This window comes from Pedococcus sp. P1_H8 (assembly GCF_056405175.1).
In genome coordinates this window covers 15,483-32,913 of sequence record NZ_JBFUCP010000014.1, presented here as the reverse complement: position 1 = coordinate 32,913, position 17,431 = coordinate 15,483, and the positions used below count along the sequence as shown (strand labels likewise).

Genomic DNA, 17,431 nt, shown 5'->3' with positions numbered 1-17,431 from the left:
GTCTAGACGCCGGTGTTGCGCCGCAGCCGCCAGACGAACCAGAGAGCTGCCAGGAGGACCGCGAGGAGCACGGCGGCTGCGGCCGCCGGCTCCCCGCGAACCTCAAGGACGACTGTCTGGATCACGGCCATGAACGCGAAGAACCCGAGGATTCCGAGCAGCATGTCCAGCCGTTGGGCTCTCGCCCTCGTACCGCCTGTGCCGCCCCCAGGGTTGAAGATTCCCATGGGTGGTGAGGGTTAGGCCGGTGCCTAGCCCTTCACACCTCCTGCCGTCAGACCGGACACGATGGCCCGCTGGAAGATGAGCACCATGATGATGAGCGGAACCGTGACGATGGTTCCGGCCGCCATGACGGCGGTGTACGGCTCCTGGTGAGGTTGGGCGCCGGTGAACTGGGCGATGGCCACCGTCACCGTCTGGGTCTTGGCGGTCGAGAACTGGGCGGCCAACAGGTACTCGTTCCAGCTGCCGATGAACGACAGGATGGCCGTGGTGAACAGGCCGGGCGCGGCCAGCGGGAGCATGATCTTGCGGAACGCCTGGCCGGGTGTGCACCCGTCGATGCGCGCCGACTCCTCGAGTTCCCAGGGCATCTCTGCCAAGAACGCGGTGAGTGTGTAGATCGTGAGTGGTAGCGCGAACGAGATGTTCGGGATGATCAGCGCCTGGTAGTTGGCACCGGTCAGCCAGCCGAAGCTGGAGAACATCTGGAACAGCGGCGAGACCAGGGCGACACCGGGGAACATCGAGGCGCCGAGGATGATGCCGAGAACGGCGTACTTGCCCGGGAAATTGAGCCGGGCCAGGGCGTAGGACGCGAAGACCCCCACCGCCATCGCCACGACCGTGGTGACGACACCGACGACCACGCTGTGCCAGAGCGCTGCACCGAAGTGGTTTCCACGGGCGGTGGAGAACGCCGTCGTGAAGTTGTCCAGCGTCACGTGGGTGGGCCACGGGCTGGTGTCGAACGTGTAGCCCACGTCACGGAAGGCCGTGACGATCATCCAGTAGAACGGCGCGAGACCCCAGACGACCAGGGCCGCGAGGCCGAGGTACATCCGAATCTTGGCGTTGCGATCGCTCTTGAAGTGGATCTCCTGCGCCTCGGTACGGCCGCCGCTGGGCGGTGCGGTCGTCGAGGTCGTGGCCTCCGCAGTCATGTCAAGCTCCCGTCGAGGTCGCGTTGGCAGCGACAGGGTTGCCCGTCTGGGTGTCCTTGCCGCCGGTGGTGGTGTCGGCCTTGGGCTTCTTCGCCTGCGGTGGGCGTTGGATCACGTCCGCACCACCGAACTTGATGAACAAGAAGGCGGTGAATGCGACCAGGGCGAAGACGATCGTCGACAGGGCCGAGGCACTGTGGAAGCCACCGCGAATCTGCTTGATGACCAGCATCGACAAGGAGGTGGTCCCACCGGCGCCCTGGGTCAGGATCGCAGGGAGGTCGTAGATGCGCAGCACGTCGAGGGTGCGGAACAGGACCGCCACCATGAGCGGCACCTTGACCAGGGGCAGCGTGATCTTGGTGAACGTCTGCCACTTGGTGGCGCCGTCGATCTGGGCGGCTTCGTAGACGTCTCCGGGGATCAGCTGCAGACCCGCGAGAATGAGCAGGGCCATGAACGGTGTGGTCTTCCAGACGTCGGCGATGATGATCGCGAACTTGGCGGCCCAGGGGTCGCTCGTCCACAGCTGTGGCGAGATGCCGATGGTGCCGATCAGCCTGTTGGCGATGCCGTCGAAGGCGAAGATGAAGAACCAGAGCTTGGCGGTCACGGCGGTGGGGATGGCCCACGGCACGAGGATCGCGGCGCGGACCAACCCGCGGCCCTTGAAGTCGCGGTTCATGATCATCGCGAACCAGATGCCGAGCAGGACCTCGATCGTGACGCTGACCACGGTGAAGAAGAGGGTCACCCAGAGCGCGTCGTAGAACTGTGCCCCCAGGGTGCCGGGCGGGCAGTCCACCTCGCCGCACTTCTGCAGCAGCCAGTGCGTGTAGTTGGAGATCCCTGCGCTCCCGCCCTCGACGAACAGGCCGGTGGCCGGGTCGAGGCCGGCGTCCTTCTGGAAGGACAGCTGGATGGCCCTCAACAGCGGATAGATGATGATGACGCTGAGGAAGACAATCGTGGGTGCGACCAGAAGCAGCCCCTGCCGGCCCTGTCCTGCGTTGAGCCCTTTGCTCTTCTTCGGCTTCGTGCCAGTCGATCGCGATGGTGCGGATGTGGCTGCGCTCATGCCTGCTCCTAGCCCGGGAGGTGCGTCTCAGGGTGGGTCGAGATGGGGGTCGAATCGAGCTTCGACCTGGAGGTGCGAAATGGCAGGGGTCCTGCAGGTGTGGGGGTGACCCCGTGGGGCCACCCCCACACCTTGGGATGTTGCGTCAGACCGGTCAGCCGCCGGCTGCGGCCATGGCGGCCTGCATGTCCTTCACGGCTGCCTCAGGTGTCTTCTGGCCCTGGATCGCGGCGAAGAAGTTGTCCTGGATGGCCTGCGTGACTGCCGGGTAGAACGGGGTGACGGGACGGGAGACCGCGTTCGCGATGGACTCCTTGAGCACCGGGAGGTACGGGTACTTCTTGACCAGCGCCTCGTCGGTGTAGATGGACTCGATGACCGGGGCCAGCGAACCCTTCTCCATGTTGGTCTTCTGCTCCTCAGGGCTGGTGAGGAACTTCAGGAAGTCCAGGGCCGTGGCCTTGTTCTTCGAGTAGGCGCTGATGGCGGCCATGTGGCCACCCAGCGTCGAGGTGCCGGGGCCGGTGAGCCCGGGCAGCGGTGCGACCGCGAACTTGCCCTTGACCTTGGACGAGGCGTCCGTGCTGGCCAGGTTGTAGACGTAGGGCCAGTTGCGCAGGAACAGCAGCTTGCCGCTCTGGAACGACGCGCGGCTCTGCTCCTCCTGGTAGGAGATCGCCTGCTTCGGGATGTCGCCGCTCTTGTAGTGGTCGGCGAGCGCCTTCAGACCTGCGGCTGCCTCGGGGGAGTCGACGGTCGGCTTGCCGGCGTCGTCGACGACCTTGGCGCCATAGGCGTTCATCCACTCGGTGGCGTTACAGGTGCCACCCTCGTACTTGGCGAACTGGCCGGCGAAGCAGTCCATGCCGTTCTGCTTGGCGATGGAGCACATGCCCCACATCTCGTCGATGGTCTTCGGCGGCGTCTTCACCAGGTCGGACCGGTAGTAGAGCATCGAGCCGTCCGAGGACGTCGGGGCGGCGAAGAGCGTCTTGTTGTAGGTCGCCGCCTTGATGGTGGGCTCGAGGAAGCCGGTGGTCGGCAGGGCCATCGCGTCCTTGAGCGGGGTCAGCCAGCCCTTGGCCGCGAACTCGGCCGTCCAGACGACGTCGACGGAGACCACGTCATAGCTGGGGTCCTTGGCCTGGAAGTGCTGGACCAGGTCGTCGTGCTGCTGGTCGGCCTGGTCGGACTGCTCCTTGATCGTGACCTTCTCGGTGGGGTGCTTGGAGTTCCAGCGCTCCGCCTGTGGGGCCAGCAAGTTGCTGTTGTCCTTGCCCTGGACATAGGTGATCGGGCCTCGCGTGGCAGCGCCGGCCGAGGAACCACCCGTGCTGCCGCCGCCGTCATCGCCGCCGCAGGCCGAGGCGACGAGCGCCACGGCTACAGCTCCGGTCATCACCGTGAGGGTGCGCCGCTTGAGCATTCGAAGGGCCATACGCCCGCCTCCCATATTTCTCGCGTAGCGCTGAGGCGGACTGCCTCTGCGCTGAGGTGAACCGGTCTCATGTAAACGTTTACGCTCCCTCCCCGCAATCCGAAGATGGATGCGTCTCGGTAACGATTGGGTAACTGGCAGGAGGCCGGCGCATGACGCGTCGGACTTGTCCTGATCCTCAGACCAGTGTTCGGCCGACCCAGTCCACGACGTGGACAGGGACCTTCCCGCACGATTCGGGCAGTTCGTCGTGGGACTGGCGCTCGAGGGCCACCTGCCAGGTGCGACCGTCCCTGTGCCGCACGGCATACCCGCCCGTGGCGGTCGCGGCTCCCGACGGCTGGGCGTCCACGCCGAGTGCTGTCTCGGCCAGGTCGGACACCGTCAGGGCGGTGAGGTCGGTGATGCCGGCATCGTGCCTAACGTGGGACTCGGCGGCCTGCTCGGGAGCCGTCAGCGCGCTGCGACCACGATCGTGCCGTGGCCCCAGAACGCCCTCGGGCAGGTGGTCGGAGGCGGCCCGATCGAGCAGCTGGGCGCTCAGGTCGGCGTCGAGTCGAGCCAGTGTCGCTCCGTGGGGGAGCAGGACGCCGGTGGGGGCGAAGCGGTGGCCGCCGGTGTGCGACGCCTCCCAGACGCGCCCGGGGTGGGCCTGCGCGGCATCCAGGGCGACAGGGCGCCCTCGGACGGCGCAACACACGTCGCGACGTCCGTTGGTGCAGATCAGCAGGATCGGCTCGGTCGGCGCGGCGCCGGGCGCGGTGGCGAGGACGGCGTCACGGTCACCTCTGGCGAGGGCGTCGAAGTCCAGTTCCAGCAGCGTGGCGGGGTCGGTGACCGTCAGGCGCAGCAGCCAGGGGTTGGTGCCCGCCCAGGCGAGGTATGCCGTGTGCGCACCGCCGTGCGCGTCGTCAGCGTGCCGTCCGGGTCGCCGGATGAGGGACAGCCGGCCGCCTCTCTCGGCGCAGGCCTTCGACAGCGAACTTCCCACTCCCGCAGGCAGATGCGACTGCATCGCAGCGTCGCGACCCCAGGGTCCCGGCTGCTCCAACGCCACGAAGAAGGTCGCCCGCGCCGCCGTGCCGTAGGCGCTGACGTCTGCCTGGTCGAAGCCGACCGAGCAGGCATCGGGCGCAGGAGTGGCGTGGGTGGCGTGGCTGGAGGTCACGACAGCGGCGGCCCGGCGATGCGGGCGATGGCCGTCGTCGCAGGGACGCCGGAACCGTCCCGTCGGCCGGTCGCGTCGGGCAGGTCCAGCGCCACGCCGTTGGCGGCCGCGGCCCGCGCGGGCAGGGCGCCCGCCCAGGCAAGGACGAGCGTGTCCTCGCCCTTGAGGAACCGGTGGCAGCGCACCCCGCCCGTGGCGCGGCCCTTGGCGGGGTATTCGGCGTAGGGGGTCACCTTGATGGAGCCAGGCTCGGTGCCGGGCAGCGCACCGGACGAGCCCGACGAGGTGACCACGATCGCGTCGGCGCCCTCGGGCACGGCGCCGAAGAACGTGACGCGCTGACCCGCGGCGAGCTTGATGCCCGCCATGCCCCCCGCCGGGCGGCCCTGGGGTCGCACCACTGCGGCGCCGAACCTCAACAGCTGGGCGTCCGAGGTGATGAACACGAGATCCTCTGTCCCAGAAGACAGTTCGACGGCGCCGACGACCTCGTCTCCGTCCTTGAGTGAGATCACCTCGAAGTCGGCTCGCGCCGGATAGTCGGTCGTCACCCGCTTGACGACGCCCTCAGCAGTGCCGAGGGCGATCCCGGCGGAGTCGGGCGACACCGAGACGAGCGCCAGGGGTTCCTCGCCTGCCGGGAGGTCGACGTAGGCCGCGAGTGGCGCCCCGCCGGACAGGCTGGGGGAGCCGTTGGTCGGCGGCAGGGTGGGCAGCTCCAGGGCCGAGAGCCGCACCAGCCGACCGCGGGAGGTGACCAGCCCGACCTCGCCGCGGGCCGTCGTGCGGACGGCGCCGACCAGCGCGTCGTGCTTGCTGCGCGAGGCGTCGGCGGGCAGGGGGTCGGCGGAGCCGGTGCGCGCCATCAGACCGGTGGAGGACAGCAGGACCCAACAGGGGTCGTCCGCGACCTCCAGAGGCGTGGCGGTGGTCGCGGGTACACCGGCCGACTCCAGCAGCACCGTGCGGCGCGGCGTGCCATGGGCCTTCGCGACGTCGGCGAGCTCGGTCGACACCGTCTTGAGCAGGAGCTTCTCGTCTCCGAGGATCGTCTCGAGCTCCTCGATGAGCCGCTCGAGCTCGGTCTTCTCCTTGTCGAGCTCGAGGCGGCTGAACTTGGTGAGCCGGCGCAGCTGGAGCTCGAGGATGTAGTTGGCCTGGGCCTCCGACAGGTCGAAGACGTCCATCAGCCGGGCACGTGCGGCGGCCGCGTCGTCCGACGTGCGGATCACCTGGATGACCTCGTCGATGTCGAGGATCGCGATGAGCAGGCCCTCGACCAGGTGCAGCCGGTCCTTGTACTTGTTCAGCCGGTACTCGGTGCGTCGGCGGACGACGTCGGTGCGGAAGTCGACGTAGACCCGGAGCAGGTCCTTGAGCCCCAACGTCTTTGGCTGCCCGTCGACAAGCGCGACGTTGTTGATGGAGAACGAGTCCTCCATCGGAGTGAGCTTGTAGAGCTGCTCGAGGACGGCGTCGGGGTTGAAGCCGTTCTTGACCTCGATGACCAGCCGCAGGCCGTGCTTGCGGTCGGTGAGGTCCTTGACGTCGGAGATGCCCTGGAGCTTCTTGGACTGGACCGCGTCCTTGATCTTCTCGATGACCTTCTCGGGGCCGACGAGGTAGGGGAGCTCGGTGACCACGATGCCCATCCGGCGCGGCGAGGTCTTCTCGACCCGGGTCGTCGCGCGGGTGCGGAAGCTGCCGCGGCCGCCGAGGTAGGCGTCCCGGATCCCGTCGAGCCCGATGATGCGGCCACCCTGGGGCAGGTCTGGCCCGGGGACGAACCGCATCAGGTCGTCGAGGGAGCAGGTCGGGTTGGCGATGAGGTGCCGGGCCGCACCGATGACCTCGACGAGGTTGTGCGGCGCCATGTTGGTCGCCATGCCGACGGCGATTCCGCTGGCGCCGTTGACGAGGAGGTTGGGGAACGCGGCGGGGAGCACCTCGGGCTGGAGCAGCTGGTCGTCGTAGTTGGGGATGAACTCGACGGTCTCCTCGTCGAGACCGGTGGCCATCAGCATCGCGGCCGGCGCGAGCCGTGCCTCGGTGTAGCGCGACGCTGCCGGGCCGTCGTCGAGTGAGCCGAAGTTGCCGTGCCCGTCGACCAACGGGAGGCGCATCGTGAACGGCTGGGCCATCCGGACCAGGGCGTCGTAGATCGCCGTGTCGCCGTGGGGGTGGTACTTGCCCATGACGTCGCCGACGACGCGGGACGACTTCACGTGGCCGCGCTCGGGACGCAGCCCCATCTCGGACATCGAGAACAGGATGCGGCGCTGCACCGGCTTGAGGCCGTCCCGTGCGTCGGGCAGGGCACGGGAGTAGATGACGGAGTAGGCGTACTCGAGGAACGCCCCTTGCATCTCCTCCTCGACGTCAATGTCGACGATCCGCTCGACAAAGCTCTCGTCGGCGGGCACGGGCGGGGTCTTGCGGGCCATGCGTGTGTGCATCTCCTTGCGGTCGTCCCCGCACGGCGCGGGGAACCCCCCAATCTTGTCCCACCCCTAGACGGGGCCCGCCCCCGACTCGCCGCTGGACCCGTGTTCGGCTCCTACGCTGAACCCTTGCTCGGCTCCTCCGAATTGCCCCCAGTGCACGACCTCGGCCGCCTCGCGGCGGGGCCGGGTCCGGCTGGAGCCCTCGGTGCGGCGCAGCTCGTGGCCCAGGGCCACCACCCCCACCAGCCGTCGGTTCTCGGGTATGCCGTGGGCCCGCCGGACCTGCTCGTGCCGCGCCGGGGGAATGCCGAAGAACAGTGCCCCCAGGCCCTGGTCGACTGCGGCGAGCAGCATCAGCATGGCCGCCATCCCGGTGTCGACGTCCCAGTAGGGGACCGGCCACCTGGCGGGGTCTCGGTCGTCCCAGCCCTTGTCGGGCTCGGCATAGCGGTCGAGGTAGGTATCGGGGTCGGAGAGGCACAGCACCAGGACCGGGGCGGACGACACGCCTGACAGCCAGCCGTCGAGGGGCGCATCGGCAGGCAGCTCAGGGTCGCGGCTGGCGTCCCAGAACCGATGCCGGTCATCGTCCTCGGCGAGGACGACGAAGTCCCAGCCCTGGCTGAAACCGGCGCTGGGAGCCCGCTGCGCGGCATACAGGACCTCGTCGAGGGCGGTGCTCGCGACCGGTCGGGACGGATCGAAACGACGCACCATGCGACGCCGGCGGACGACCTCACGAAACTCCATCCGCCCATCCTGTCGTGCCCGCGACAGGTGGGCGCAGCGTGCCTGCAAGACTGACGAGCGACCCACCGTCGGTCCCCGGCCAACCTGACGCCCTCCTGCGGCGTCCACGAGGCATGACGACCTTGGCCGCGGTGGCATTCACGGGAGGGGTGGCAGTGCCGGCGCGAGACCGCGTGGACGTGGAAGCGTCCGTTCGTGAGATCTACGACGTGCACTACGCCCGCCTCGCCGGGTGGACCGCCAGGCTGGTCGGCGACACCGACCTCGCCCACGACCTGGCGACCGAGGCCTTTCTCAAGCTGTTCCGTGAGTTCCACCGGGTGGACGACCCACGGCCGTGGCTCTACACCGTGACTGCCAACCTCGTGCGCGACCACTGGCGCAAGCGGGGCCGGGAGGCCGTCGCCTACCAACGTCACGAGGCGGGCCGCGACGACTTCACGACCGACGCTGACCATGCGACCACGCTGACCGTCCGGGATGCCGTCGAGGCGCTGCCCGATCGGCTGCGGGTGGCCGTGATGCTGCACTACTTCGCCGACCTGCCGGTGGCCACCGTGGCCCGGCAGCTCGACAAGTCCGAGGGAACGCTCAAGCGAGACCTGTTCGACGCGCGCCAGCGGATGGCGACGATGCTGGGAGAGATCCGATGAACCCCGACCTGTCCGACCTGCCTGGCGCGGGGGAGCAGCGCGATCCCGTCGCGGACTTCTTCGCCCGGGAGCGCGCCGGCATCCGCGAGCTGCCGGCGGGCACTGATCGCTGGGAGTCGATCGTCACCGAGGCATCCCGGCCGCGGCGGCGGCACGTGGTGCCCTACCTGGCGGGCGCGGCTGCAGTCGTGCTGATCGGTGGCGTCGTCTGGAGCAGCAGTCTTCTCCCCTCCACCGATCTGGCCTCCGACCCGGCCAGCAACACGTCGCCGGTCCCGACCGTCACGGTCACCAAGACCGTCGAGCCGGATGTCGTCGTGCCCGCGCCGTCGGTGGGTGCGTCCAGCGCCCCCAGCACGCCGGCCTCCCCAGGACCGCTGCCCGTCCCGAGCTCGTTCGGCATCGTGTCGATGACCAACGCCGGGGACGGGCACCTCTACGCGTTGGGGTCGGCCATGTGCCCGAAGGGCGCGTGCACTGCGGTCATCGCTTCGGACGACGACGGCGCGACCTGGACGACACGCGCTTCGTTCACGACCCTGACCACCCCTGGCGCGCGGTCCACACCTGACCGGGCACACCAGCTGGTCGGGATCCGGTTCGCCAACGCGCTGGTCGGATACGTCTACGGCAGCACGACCAAGCGGACGACCGACGGTGGGCGCAGCTGGACTGACGTCGACGTCGACCGTCGCACGGTGCTGTCGCTGGAGACCGACGGCAGGCAGGTCTGGATGGCGACGGCACGCTCCTGCCAGCACAACGCGATCACCAACACCCTGGCCCGGGGATGCGAGGACCTCGAGCCCCGCACCGGGCCGGTCACCTCGGCGACCACCGAGCCGGTGACCTTCAGCGGGATGCCGGGGACGGGGGAGAACGCCTGGGTCACGCTGGACGGCTCCGATGCCTACTACAACGTGACGACGAGCCAGGTTGGTCCCACGGCGGCGATGCGACTGAGCGGCAAGCCCGGCCCGCTGTCGACCCCCAAGGGCTGTGAAAGCACCATCGGCATGTGGGTCTCGGCGACCGCCAACACCCCAGGCACCCTGATCGGGGTCTGCCCCACGGCCGCGAAGGCGACTGAGGAGTACTCGCTCGCGGTCTCCGACGACCGTGGCGCCACCTGGACGACCCGTGCGGCCCCCGGTCTGGGCAGGCCCACCCAGACCGGGGTCTGGCTCACGGCGACCGACGCCAAGCACCTCGTGGCGGTCCGGCACGGCCTGCCGTCAAGCGCCGGGCTGAAGGACGAGCCCACGACCTTGCTCACGAGCGCCGACGGTGGTGGCTCGTGGCGCACTGCGAAGGTGTCCTCGACCGACAGCGCCTCATGGGCGGGAGCGGCTGGTGGCGGCCTGGTCTACGCGATCAGCGGCGGCCTGGCGTACTGGCAGAGCGACGACGCGGGCACGTGGTTCGAGACCGTCCCGCTGCGCAGGTAGCCGCGAGTTCGGTCCGCCCCGTCATCGCCCATCGATGGCATGACATGCTTTCGCCCATGAGTGAGGCCTCGGCGCTTCCGGCCGGCTATCCGGCAGAGTGGGAGGCCGACGTCGTCCTGCGGGACGGGTCCGTGGCCCACCTGCGGCCGATCACCCCCAGCGACGTCGACGCGGTCCACCGGTTCCACGCCGGCCAGTCCGACGAGTCGATCTACATGCGCTTCTTCGCGCCCCTGCGACAGCTCAGCGACCGCGACGTCACCCGGTTCACCAACGTCGACTACCACGACCGGGTGGCCCTCGTCGCGACCGTGCGCGGCGCCATCATCGGCATCGGCCGCTACGACCGGATCACGCCGACGAGCGCCGAGGTGGCCTTCAACATCTCCGACCTCTACCAGGGCAAGGGGATCGGCTCGGTGCTGCTCGAGCACCTCGCGGTCATCGCCTGGGAGGCGGGGGTCGACGAGTTCACCGCCGAGGTGCTGCCGCAGAACCGCAAGATGATCTCGGTGTTCTCGGACGCGGGCTACGAGGTGAGCCGCCACTTCGCGGATGGCGTCGTCTCGCTGACCTTCCAGATCCAGCCCACCGAACGCTCCGAAGCGGTCCGGCTCTCCCGCGAGCACCGGGCCGAGTCGGTGAGCATGCGCTCGGTGCTGTTCCCCGACTCGATCGCGGTGGTCGGCGCCAGCCGCCGGTCCGACTCGATCGGCCACCACATCCTGGCCAACATCATGGCGGCCGGCTTCAACGGTGTCGTCCACGCCGTCAACCGCGAGGCGATGGAGGTCCTCGGGCTCCCCGCCCACGCGCGCGTGTCCGACATCCCGGACGAAGTCGACCTCGCCGTCGTCGCCGTGCCTGCCGGGGAGGTCCTCGACGTCGTCGCCGACTGTGCCCAGGCGGGCGTCAGGACCCTGCTGGTCGTCAGTGCCGGGTTCGCCGAGTCCGGCCCGCACGGCGAGGAGCTGCAGTCCCAGCTCCTCGCTGCGGCCCGGGAGTCGGGCATGAGGGTGCTGGGACCCAACTCGTTCGGCGTCATCAACAACGACCCCGCGGTCCGGCTCAACGCCTCGCTGGCACCCGAGCTGCCGCCGTCCGGGCGCTTGGGGCTGTTCGCCCAGAGCGGTGCCCTCGGGATCGCCGTCCTGGCCTCTGCCGCCCGTCGTGGGCTGGGCATCTCGGTGTTCGCATCGGCAGGCAACCGGGTCGACGTCTCGGGCAACGACTTCATGCAGTACTGGATCGACGACCAGAGCACCGACGTGGTCGGCCTCTACCTCGAGTCGATGGGCAACCCGCGCAAGTTCTCCCGCATCGCGCGGCGGCTGGCCTCGACCAAGCCGGTGATCGTCGTGAAGTCCGGCGTGTCGTCGTACGGCGTCCCGCCCGGGCACCGGGCGGGCTCGACGCGGGTCCGCCCCGAGGCCTTCGACGCGATGCTGCGCCAGGCCGGGGTGATCCGGGTCGAGAACGTGCACCAGATGTTCGATGTCGCGCAGCTCGTCGCCCACCAACCGCTGCCCCGGGGCAACCGGGTGGCCATCGTCGGCAACTCGGACGCCCTCGGAGCGCTCACTGCCGAGGCCTGCATCAGCTGGGGGCTCGAGGTTGCCCACGGCCCCGTGTCGCTGCCGAGCGACGCCCGTGGCGAGCACTTCGCGGAGGCTCTCGCCGACGCGTTCGCCGACCCCGAGGTCGACAGCGTCCTCACCTGCTTCATCCCACCACTGGTGACCCCCGACGAGGACGTTGCCACCGCTGTTCTCGATGCCTCCATGAAGCACGAGAAGCCTTGTCTGGCAACGTTCCTCGGCATGCGCGGAGTCCTCGAACGCCTGTCCGGCACCGCTGCCGACGGACGGCCCACCGTGGTGCCCGCCTACGCGATGCCCGAGGACGCCGTCCGCGCCCTCGCCGCCGCGACGAGGTATGCCGAGTGGCGGGCACGCGACCGCGGCGTCGCGGTCCGTCCGGCGGGAATCGACCGTGAGGCGGCCGAGGAGCTCGTCGAGCGCGTCCTCGAGGAGTCGCCCGAAGGGCGGCGGCTGACCCTCCAGGAGGTCACCGAGCTCCTCGCCTCCTACGGCATCGAGGTGTGGGGCAGTGTGCCCGCCCGTACGGTCGACGACGCCGTCGCCGCGGCGGGGGTGATCGGCTACCCGGTCGTCATCAAGTCGGTCGCGCCGCTCATGCGTCACTCGCCGGGGCTGAGTGGCATCCGGGTCGACCTGCGCACCGAGGCGCAGCTGCGCCAGGCCTTCGACGGGCTGAACGAGCGGCTGGCGCCGATGTCGGCCAACTCCTTCGTGGTGCAGCGGATGGCCACACCGGGCGTCTCCTGCGTCGTGCGGACCGACGAGGACCCGTTGTTCGGCCCGGTCGTCTCGTTCAGCATCGCGGGTCCGCCGACCGAGCTGCTCGGCGACATCGGTCACCGGATCCCGCCGCTGACGGACGTGGACGTGTCCGACCTCATCTCGTCGGTCAAGGCCTCGCCCATGCTGCACGGCCACCGCGGGGCCGCCCCCGTGCACCGCGCCGCCCTGGCCGACCTCATCGCTCGGGTGTCGGTGCTCGCCGACAACCTGCCCGAGGTGGCCAGCCTCGTCCTGAACCCGGTCAATGCACAGGTCGGGGGCGTCGACGTGCTGGGTGCGGAGGTGACCCTCGCCCCGACCCCGCGGCGCAAGGACCCGGGGCGTCGCACCCTGACGTAGGCACGCTGACTCGCGACCTGGCCGGAGCGCGGTTGGACTCCCTAGGGCAAGATGGCCCCATGGGTTCCACCTCACCCCAGAATGCCGGCTCACAGAGCGCCGCCTCACCGAGTGCCTCCGCACCCGGTGCCGCCTCCAACGGCACCTCGGCACCGCTGCCCGTCGACCTCACGCGGGCCATCGAGCGAGCCGGCTACTACCCGGCGCTGGTGGCGGACGTCGTCCACGCGGCACTGGGTGGCGAAGAGGTCGTCTCCCACCTGGTCCACCAGGAGACGACGTTCGACCACGACGTGGTGCGTCGCCACATCACCGTGCTCGCCCTCACCACGTCGCGCCTGGTCATCGCGCACGCCGACGACCACACCGACGAACGTCCGGGCCACGAGGACGTCGCGACGGCCACGACCGAGAGCGTCCCGCTGTCGGCCGTGCGCGGGGTGATGATCACCCACGTGGTGGCCCGCCCCCAGGAGTACCAGCCCGGATCCCTGGGCCGTGAAATCACCCTGACGCTGGGTTGGGGGGCGGTGAGCCGCATCGACCTCATGCCTGCCACCTGCGCCGACCCGGACTGCGAGGCCGACCACGGCTACGAAGGCAGCGTGGCCTCCGACGACATCTCGCTGCGGATCAGCGCCGACGCCGAGGGCGAGACGGCCCTGCAGCAGGCCCTCAGCTTCGCGCGGGAGCTGTCGGCGAGCATCGGCAGCTGACGTGCCCCTCCTTGTCGAGGACCGGCCCAAGGCGATGCCCTAGCCGATGCCACACGCGGGCCTGCTCCCACCCCACTACGACGAGGCCGGACTGGCTGGTGTGCTGCCCGCCGTCGCCGTGAGCCTCGGTGTCCGCAGGTATGCCGCCTCGGCCCACCTCGAGCTGCCCGAGGCGCGTCGTGCCGTTGTCGTCCTCGTCGACGGCCTGGGCTACGAGCTGATCAGGCGACGTGGCGGACACGCTCCCTTTCTGCGCTCGCTGTTGCCCGCGGCATACCGCATCACGGCGGGCTTCCCCGCCACGACGGCGACGTCGATGGGGACGTTCGGCACGGGACTGCCCCCGGGGTCGCACGGGCTGCTCGGATACGAAGTGCTGGTGCCCGGCGAGGACCGCCTGGTCAACGAGCTCTCCTGGGAGGACGGCCCCGACCCACTCACGTGGCAGCCCCAGGAGACGGTCTTCGAGGTCGCCGAGGCGGCCGGGGTGTCGGTCACCCGCGTGGGCCCCGGATTCTTCGACGGGTCAGGGCTGACGCGAGCCGCGTTGCGGGGTGGGAGGTTTCGCGCGGCTGACACTCTCGGGGACCGCGTCGACGCCACGCTCGAGGCGGTGCGGTCCAGCACCCGTTCCTTGGTCTACCTCTACTGGGGCGAGCTCGACAAGGTCGGCCACGTCTACGGCTGCCAGTCCTGGGAGTGGGGTGACCAGCTGGAGGCCATCGACGCCGAGCTGGGCCGGTTGGTGCGATCGGTGCCCAGCGACACCGCGGTGTACATCACGGCCGACCACGGCATGGTGGATGCTCCGCACGCCCTGCGGATCGACCTGGCCCACGACGACGAGCTGGCCGCCGGCATCCGGCACGTCGGTGGCGAGCCACGCGCCCTCCAGCTCTACTGCGAGGACGGGGCGGCCGCTGACGTCGCGCAGACCTGGGCGGCCAGGGTGGGGGAGCGCGCCTGGATCCGGACGCGCGAAGAGGCAACCCGCGAGGGCTGGTTCGGACCGGTCAGCGAGGTCAACCGGCCACGCATCGGCGATCTGGTCGTCGCGATGCGGGACAACTTCGCCATCGTCGACTCCCGGCGCGCCCGGCCACAGCTCCTGGCGCTGCTCGGGCTGCACGGCTCGCTGACACCCGAGGAGTCCGCCGTGCCGTTGTTCCACGTCGCGGCGCGCGACAACGCCTAAGGTGTCCTCTCGTGGCTGAGCTCGTCTTCTTCTCCGGGACCATGGACTGCGGCAAGTCGACCCTTGCCCTCCAGATGGACCACAACCACCAGGCGCGCGGCAGGTCCGGCCTGATCTACACCAAGCTGGACCGCGCCGGCACCGACGTGCTCTCCTCCCGGCTCGGGCTGGCAACGGCCGCCCACGAGGTCAGTGACGACCTCGACTTCTGGGAGGCCGTGGTCGAGCGGGCCACGAGCGGGCTGCGGGTCGACTACCTCATCTGCGACGAGGTGCAGTTCTACACCCCTGCCCAGGTCGAGCAGCTCGCGAAGCTCGTCGACGAGATGGGCATCGACGTGTTCGCGTTCGGCATCACCGCCGACTTCCGCACCCAGCTGTTCCCGGGGTCGCGCAGGATGATCGAGCTCGCCGACCAGGTCCAGGTGCTCCAGGTGCAGGCCCTGTGCTGGTGTGGCCGCCGTGCCACCCACAACGCCCGCGTCGTGGACGGCGTGATGGTGGTCGAGGGCGAGCAGGTCGTCGTCGGCGACACCAAGCCCGGCAGCGAGACCCTCGTCGAGTACGAAGTGCTCTGCCGCCGTCACTTCATGCGCCGGATGAACTCCGCAGCCGCGCGCGCCGCCGCTGCCTCGCCCGACGTCCTGCCCTTCGACCTCGACGTCTGTCCGGTGCCGCAGGGCTGAACGCAGGTCTCGGACCGCGACCTCAGTCGCGGGGCTTGGCCCCGAACATGACGTCGTCCCAGCTCGGCACGCTGCGGCGAGCTGGTCTCTTGGCAGCCCCGGCAGCCCCAGCTGATGCCTTGCGCGGCGCCGGGTCCTGCGGGGCCTCGACCTCGGGCTCTGGTTCCGCGTCGACGTCCGCTTCGACGTCGGGCAGGTCCGCCAGTTCGGGATCACTGGCCTGCGGCTGGGGGACCGCCGGCAGCACGTCGTCACCGATGCTGCTGTCGGGGTCGTCCAGGGGGTGCAGGCCCTTTGCTCCCGGCGGCGGCGGCATCGACTCGGGGTCGTAGGCGAGGTCCTCGAGGGGGAGGGCGTCGTGGCGGGGCGCGTCGTCGACCGGGGTGTGTGTCGGGGGGTTCTTGCGCCGACGCGGCCGACCACGGTGCGAGGCGCGTTCACGCATCGCCGACATCAGGTCAAGCGGTTCGTCGGTCGAGGAGGACGACGAACCGCGGGGGGACGTGTGGCGCGCCGACCCGACACCGCCCTCGGCCTCGACGTCGTAGACGGTCGTCGTGCGCACTGGTGCGGACACCAGGTGGGGGGCCGGCAGGGGGGAGGTGGTCCCGGAGACGTCCTCCTCGCTGAGCCAGCGGGCCTCGTCGTCGGCGGCGGCAACGGTGCGGGCGTGCACGTCGAAGGACCAGCGAGCCTGACGCTCGCGGCCACCGGCGGGAAAGGTGAGGATGACGGTCCAGTCGCCGTCGGTGCTGCGCGCCGCGTCCCACTCGGCCGAGCCGGGGTCCACCCCTCGTCCGGACAGCCGCTGGCTCACCCGTGCGGACAGGGTCGGGGCGCTGGCGCCACTGGCGCTGCGCCCGCGAAGTCGCACTGCGCGAGCCAGCCCGGCGACGTACTCACGTTCGGCGAGGATCGGGCCTTCGTAGCGGTGCACCTTCTCGACCGGCCAGCCGGAGCGTTCGGCGACCTCCTCGGCCGACAGACCGCCTCGGATCAGGGCCTGGACCTCGCGGGGACGCATGCCTCCGTCGATCTCGATCTGGAGCTGACCGAGCCGTGGCCGGTCGCGACGTGCGGCTGCGCGCAGCGGTTCGTCGAGCTCGACCCGGAAGCGTTCCCCCTCGGTATCGGACAGCAACAGGTGCTGGCCGTCCTCCTGCACTCCGATCAGCCGCAAATCCCGCATTGCCATCGTCTCCAGTATCGGCATGGTCCCCCGTATCGTCCTCGCTCGTGGATCGGGCACCGTGCTGCTGACTCTGCCATCCCCGAGGTCGAGGCGAAAGCGCCCACGCCGCAACGGTAGTTTTGACCTCGCGATGCTGACCTTCGACGCACACCTCCAACTGGCACTCGACCTCGTCGGGGTGTTCGCCTTCGCGCTGTCCGGTGGCCTGGTGGCGGTGAAGAAGCGCCTGGACCTGTTCGGGGTGCTCGTCCTGGCGGGGGCGGCGGCGCTGGGGGGCGGCGTGATGCGCGACATCCTCATCGGCGCGCTGCCGCCGGTGGGCATCTCCGACTGGCGACTCCTGACGTCCGCACTGGTCGCCGGGCTCGTGACCTTCCTCTACCACCCGGGCGTCGAGCGGATCTCGCGCTTCGTCCGCGTGCTCGATGCAGCCGGGCTCGCGGTGTTCGCCATCGGCGGTTCGTTGAAGGCGCTGGGCGCCGGCATGGACCCGCTCACCTCCGTCTTCGTCGGAGGCATCACCGCGGTCGGCGGCGGCATCGTCCGCGACGTGCTGGCGGGACAGGTGCCGGAGGTGCTGCGTCGCGAGATGTACGCCCTACCCGCCCTGCTCGGCTCGGTCCTCATTGTCACGGCCCATCACTTCGACGCCATCAACCCGTTCGTCATCTGGGGGTGTGTCGCCCTCGTCTTCGGCATGCGGATGGTGGCGGTCATCCTCGACGTCCACGCCCCCAAGCCCCTTCGCACTGGAGACCACACATGAACGGCTCG

At 69.9% G+C, this 17,431-nt stretch carries 15 protein-coding genes; 7 read left to right on the top strand and 8 right to left on the bottom strand.

Annotation, left to right across the window (positions count from 1 at the left end; translation table 11 throughout):
• Window positions 1-2 precede the first annotated feature (2 nt).
• The 7 genes from AC1DYG_RS17475 to AC1DYG_RS17445 form a co-directional block, all read right to left on the bottom strand.
• Entirely contained in the window at window positions 3-164 is a 162-nt protein-coding gene (locus AC1DYG_RS17475) for a hypothetical protein (RefSeq protein WP_477641141.1), read from the bottom strand.
• Window positions 165-251: 87 nt separating this feature from the next.
• Window positions 252-1,166: a carbohydrate ABC transporter permease gene (locus tag AC1DYG_RS17470; RefSeq protein ID WP_477641140.1), complete on the bottom strand. Its 915-nt coding sequence runs from the start codon at window positions 1,164-1,166 to the stop codon at window positions 252-254.
• A gap of 1 nt (window position 1,167) precedes the next feature.
• On the bottom strand, window positions 1,168-2,244 hold the full coding sequence (locus AC1DYG_RS17465) for a carbohydrate ABC transporter permease (RefSeq protein ID WP_477641139.1): 1,077 nt from the start codon (window positions 2,242-2,244) through the stop codon (window positions 1,168-1,170).
• 154 nt (window positions 2,245-2,398) lie between these two features.
• On the bottom strand, window positions 2,399-3,670 hold the full coding sequence (locus AC1DYG_RS17460) for an ABC transporter substrate-binding protein (RefSeq protein ID WP_477641165.1): 1,272 nt from the start codon (window positions 3,668-3,670) through the stop codon (window positions 2,399-2,401).
• Window positions 3,671-3,860: 190 nt separating this feature from the next.
• Entirely contained in the window at window positions 3,861-4,850 is a 990-nt protein-coding gene (locus AC1DYG_RS17455) for a sucrase ferredoxin (protein WP_477641138.1), read from the bottom strand.
• Window positions 4,847-7,294, bottom strand: coding sequence for a DNA gyrase/topoisomerase IV subunit A (locus tag AC1DYG_RS17450; RefSeq protein ID WP_477641137.1), 2,448 nt, complete (start codon window positions 7,292-7,294; stop codon window positions 4,847-4,849). Before AC1DYG_RS17450 ends, AC1DYG_RS17455 begins: the two co-directional genes overlap by 4 nt.
• A gap of 66 nt (window positions 7,295-7,360) precedes the next feature.
• Entirely contained in the window at window positions 7,361-8,044 is a 684-nt protein-coding gene (locus tag AC1DYG_RS17445; RefSeq protein WP_477641136.1) for a nitroreductase family protein, read from the bottom strand.
• A gap of 131 nt (window positions 8,045-8,175) precedes the next feature.
• Between AC1DYG_RS17445 and AC1DYG_RS17440 the strand changes: the two genes are divergently transcribed.
• Genes AC1DYG_RS17440 through AC1DYG_RS17415 form a run of 6 tightly spaced genes read left to right on the top strand, consistent with a single transcriptional unit; the run spans window position 8,176 to window position 15,465 of the window.
• Window positions 8,176-8,697, top strand: a complete 522-nt coding sequence (locus AC1DYG_RS17440; protein ID WP_477641135.1) for an RNA polymerase sigma factor — start codon at window positions 8,176-8,178, stop codon at window positions 8,695-8,697.
• Window positions 8,694-10,145 (top strand): beta propeller repeat protein, encoded by a 1,452-nt coding sequence (locus AC1DYG_RS17435; protein WP_477641134.1) that lies wholly within the window; start codon window positions 8,694-8,696, stop codon window positions 10,143-10,145. The genes AC1DYG_RS17440 and AC1DYG_RS17435 overlap by 4 nt, the downstream gene beginning before the upstream one ends.
• Before the next feature lie 56 nt (window positions 10,146-10,201).
• Window positions 10,202-12,868 (top strand): bifunctional acetate--CoA ligase family protein/GNAT family N-acetyltransferase, encoded by a 2,667-nt coding sequence (locus tag AC1DYG_RS17430; protein ID WP_477641133.1) that lies wholly within the window; start codon window positions 10,202-10,204, stop codon window positions 12,866-12,868.
• A gap of 59 nt (window positions 12,869-12,927) precedes the next feature.
• Window positions 12,928-13,584 carry a DUF5998 family protein gene (locus AC1DYG_RS17425; RefSeq protein WP_477641132.1) on the top strand — a complete coding sequence of 219 codons (657 nt, stop codon included), beginning with the start codon at window positions 12,928-12,930 and terminating at the stop codon, window positions 13,582-13,584.
• A 46-nt stretch (window positions 13,585-13,630) separates the two neighbouring features.
• Entirely contained in the window at window positions 13,631-14,779 is a 1,149-nt protein-coding gene (locus AC1DYG_RS17420) for an alkaline phosphatase family protein (RefSeq protein WP_477641131.1), read from the top strand.
• An 11-nt stretch (window positions 14,780-14,790) separates the two neighbouring features.
• Window positions 14,791-15,465: a thymidine kinase gene (locus AC1DYG_RS17415; protein ID WP_477641130.1), complete on the top strand. Its 675-nt coding sequence runs from the start codon at window positions 14,791-14,793 to the stop codon at window positions 15,463-15,465.
• Between the two features lie 22 nt (window positions 15,466-15,487).
• On the opposite strand, the gene sepH is transcribed toward AC1DYG_RS17415, so the two are convergent.
• Complete coding sequence (gene sepH / locus AC1DYG_RS17410) at window positions 15,488-16,660, bottom strand: septation protein SepH (RefSeq protein ID WP_477641129.1); 1,173 nt, start codon at window positions 16,658-16,660, stop codon at window positions 15,488-15,490.
• Window positions 16,661-16,787: 127 nt separating this feature from the next.
• Here sepH and AC1DYG_RS17405 point away from each other — a divergent pair, with 127 nt between their 5' ends.
• Window positions 16,788-17,423, top strand: a complete 636-nt coding sequence (locus tag AC1DYG_RS17405) for a trimeric intracellular cation channel family protein (protein WP_477641128.1) — start codon at window positions 16,788-16,790, stop codon at window positions 17,421-17,423.
• Window positions 17,424-17,431 lie beyond the last annotated feature (8 nt).

Bases quoted from the DNA above. Each gene is read 5' to 3' on its own strand.
- AC1DYG_RS17475 (WP_477641141.1), bottom strand. From the start codon at position 164: ATGCTGCTCGGAATCCTCGGGTTCTTCGCGTTCATGGCCGTGATCCAG.
- AC1DYG_RS17425 (WP_477641132.1), top strand. From the start codon at position 12,928: ATGGGTTCCACCTCACCCCAGAATGCCGGCTCACAGAGCGCCGCCTCA.
- AC1DYG_RS17420 (WP_477641131.1), top strand. From the start codon at position 13,631: ATGCCACACGCGGGCCTGCTCCCACCCCACTACGACGAGGCCGGACTG.
- AC1DYG_RS17450 (WP_477641137.1), bottom strand. From the start codon at position 7,294: ATGGCCCGCAAGACCCCGCCCGTGCCCGCCGACGAGAGCTTTGTCGAG.
- AC1DYG_RS17470 (WP_477641140.1), bottom strand. From the start codon at position 1,166: ATGACTGCGGAGGCCACGACCTCGACGACCGCACCGCCCAGCGGCGGC.
- AC1DYG_RS17465 (WP_477641139.1), bottom strand. From the start codon at position 2,244: ATGAGCGCAGCCACATCCGCACCATCGCGATCGACTGGCACGAAGCCG.
- AC1DYG_RS17405 (WP_477641128.1), top strand. From the start codon at position 16,788: ATGCTGACCTTCGACGCACACCTCCAACTGGCACTCGACCTCGTCGGG.
- AC1DYG_RS17460 (WP_477641165.1), bottom strand. From the start codon at position 3,670: ATGCTCAAGCGGCGCACCCTCACGGTGATGACCGGAGCTGTAGCCGTG.
- AC1DYG_RS17430 (WP_477641133.1), top strand. From the start codon at position 10,202: ATGAGTGAGGCCTCGGCGCTTCCGGCCGGCTATCCGGCAGAGTGGGAG.
- AC1DYG_RS17435 (WP_477641134.1), top strand. From the start codon at position 8,694: ATGAACCCCGACCTGTCCGACCTGCCTGGCGCGGGGGAGCAGCGCGAT.
- sepH (WP_477641129.1), bottom strand. From the start codon at position 16,660: ATGGCAATGCGGGATTTGCGGCTGATCGGAGTGCAGGAGGACGGCCAG.
- AC1DYG_RS17445 (WP_477641136.1), bottom strand. From the start codon at position 8,044: ATGGAGTTTCGTGAGGTCGTCCGCCGGCGTCGCATGGTGCGTCGTTTC.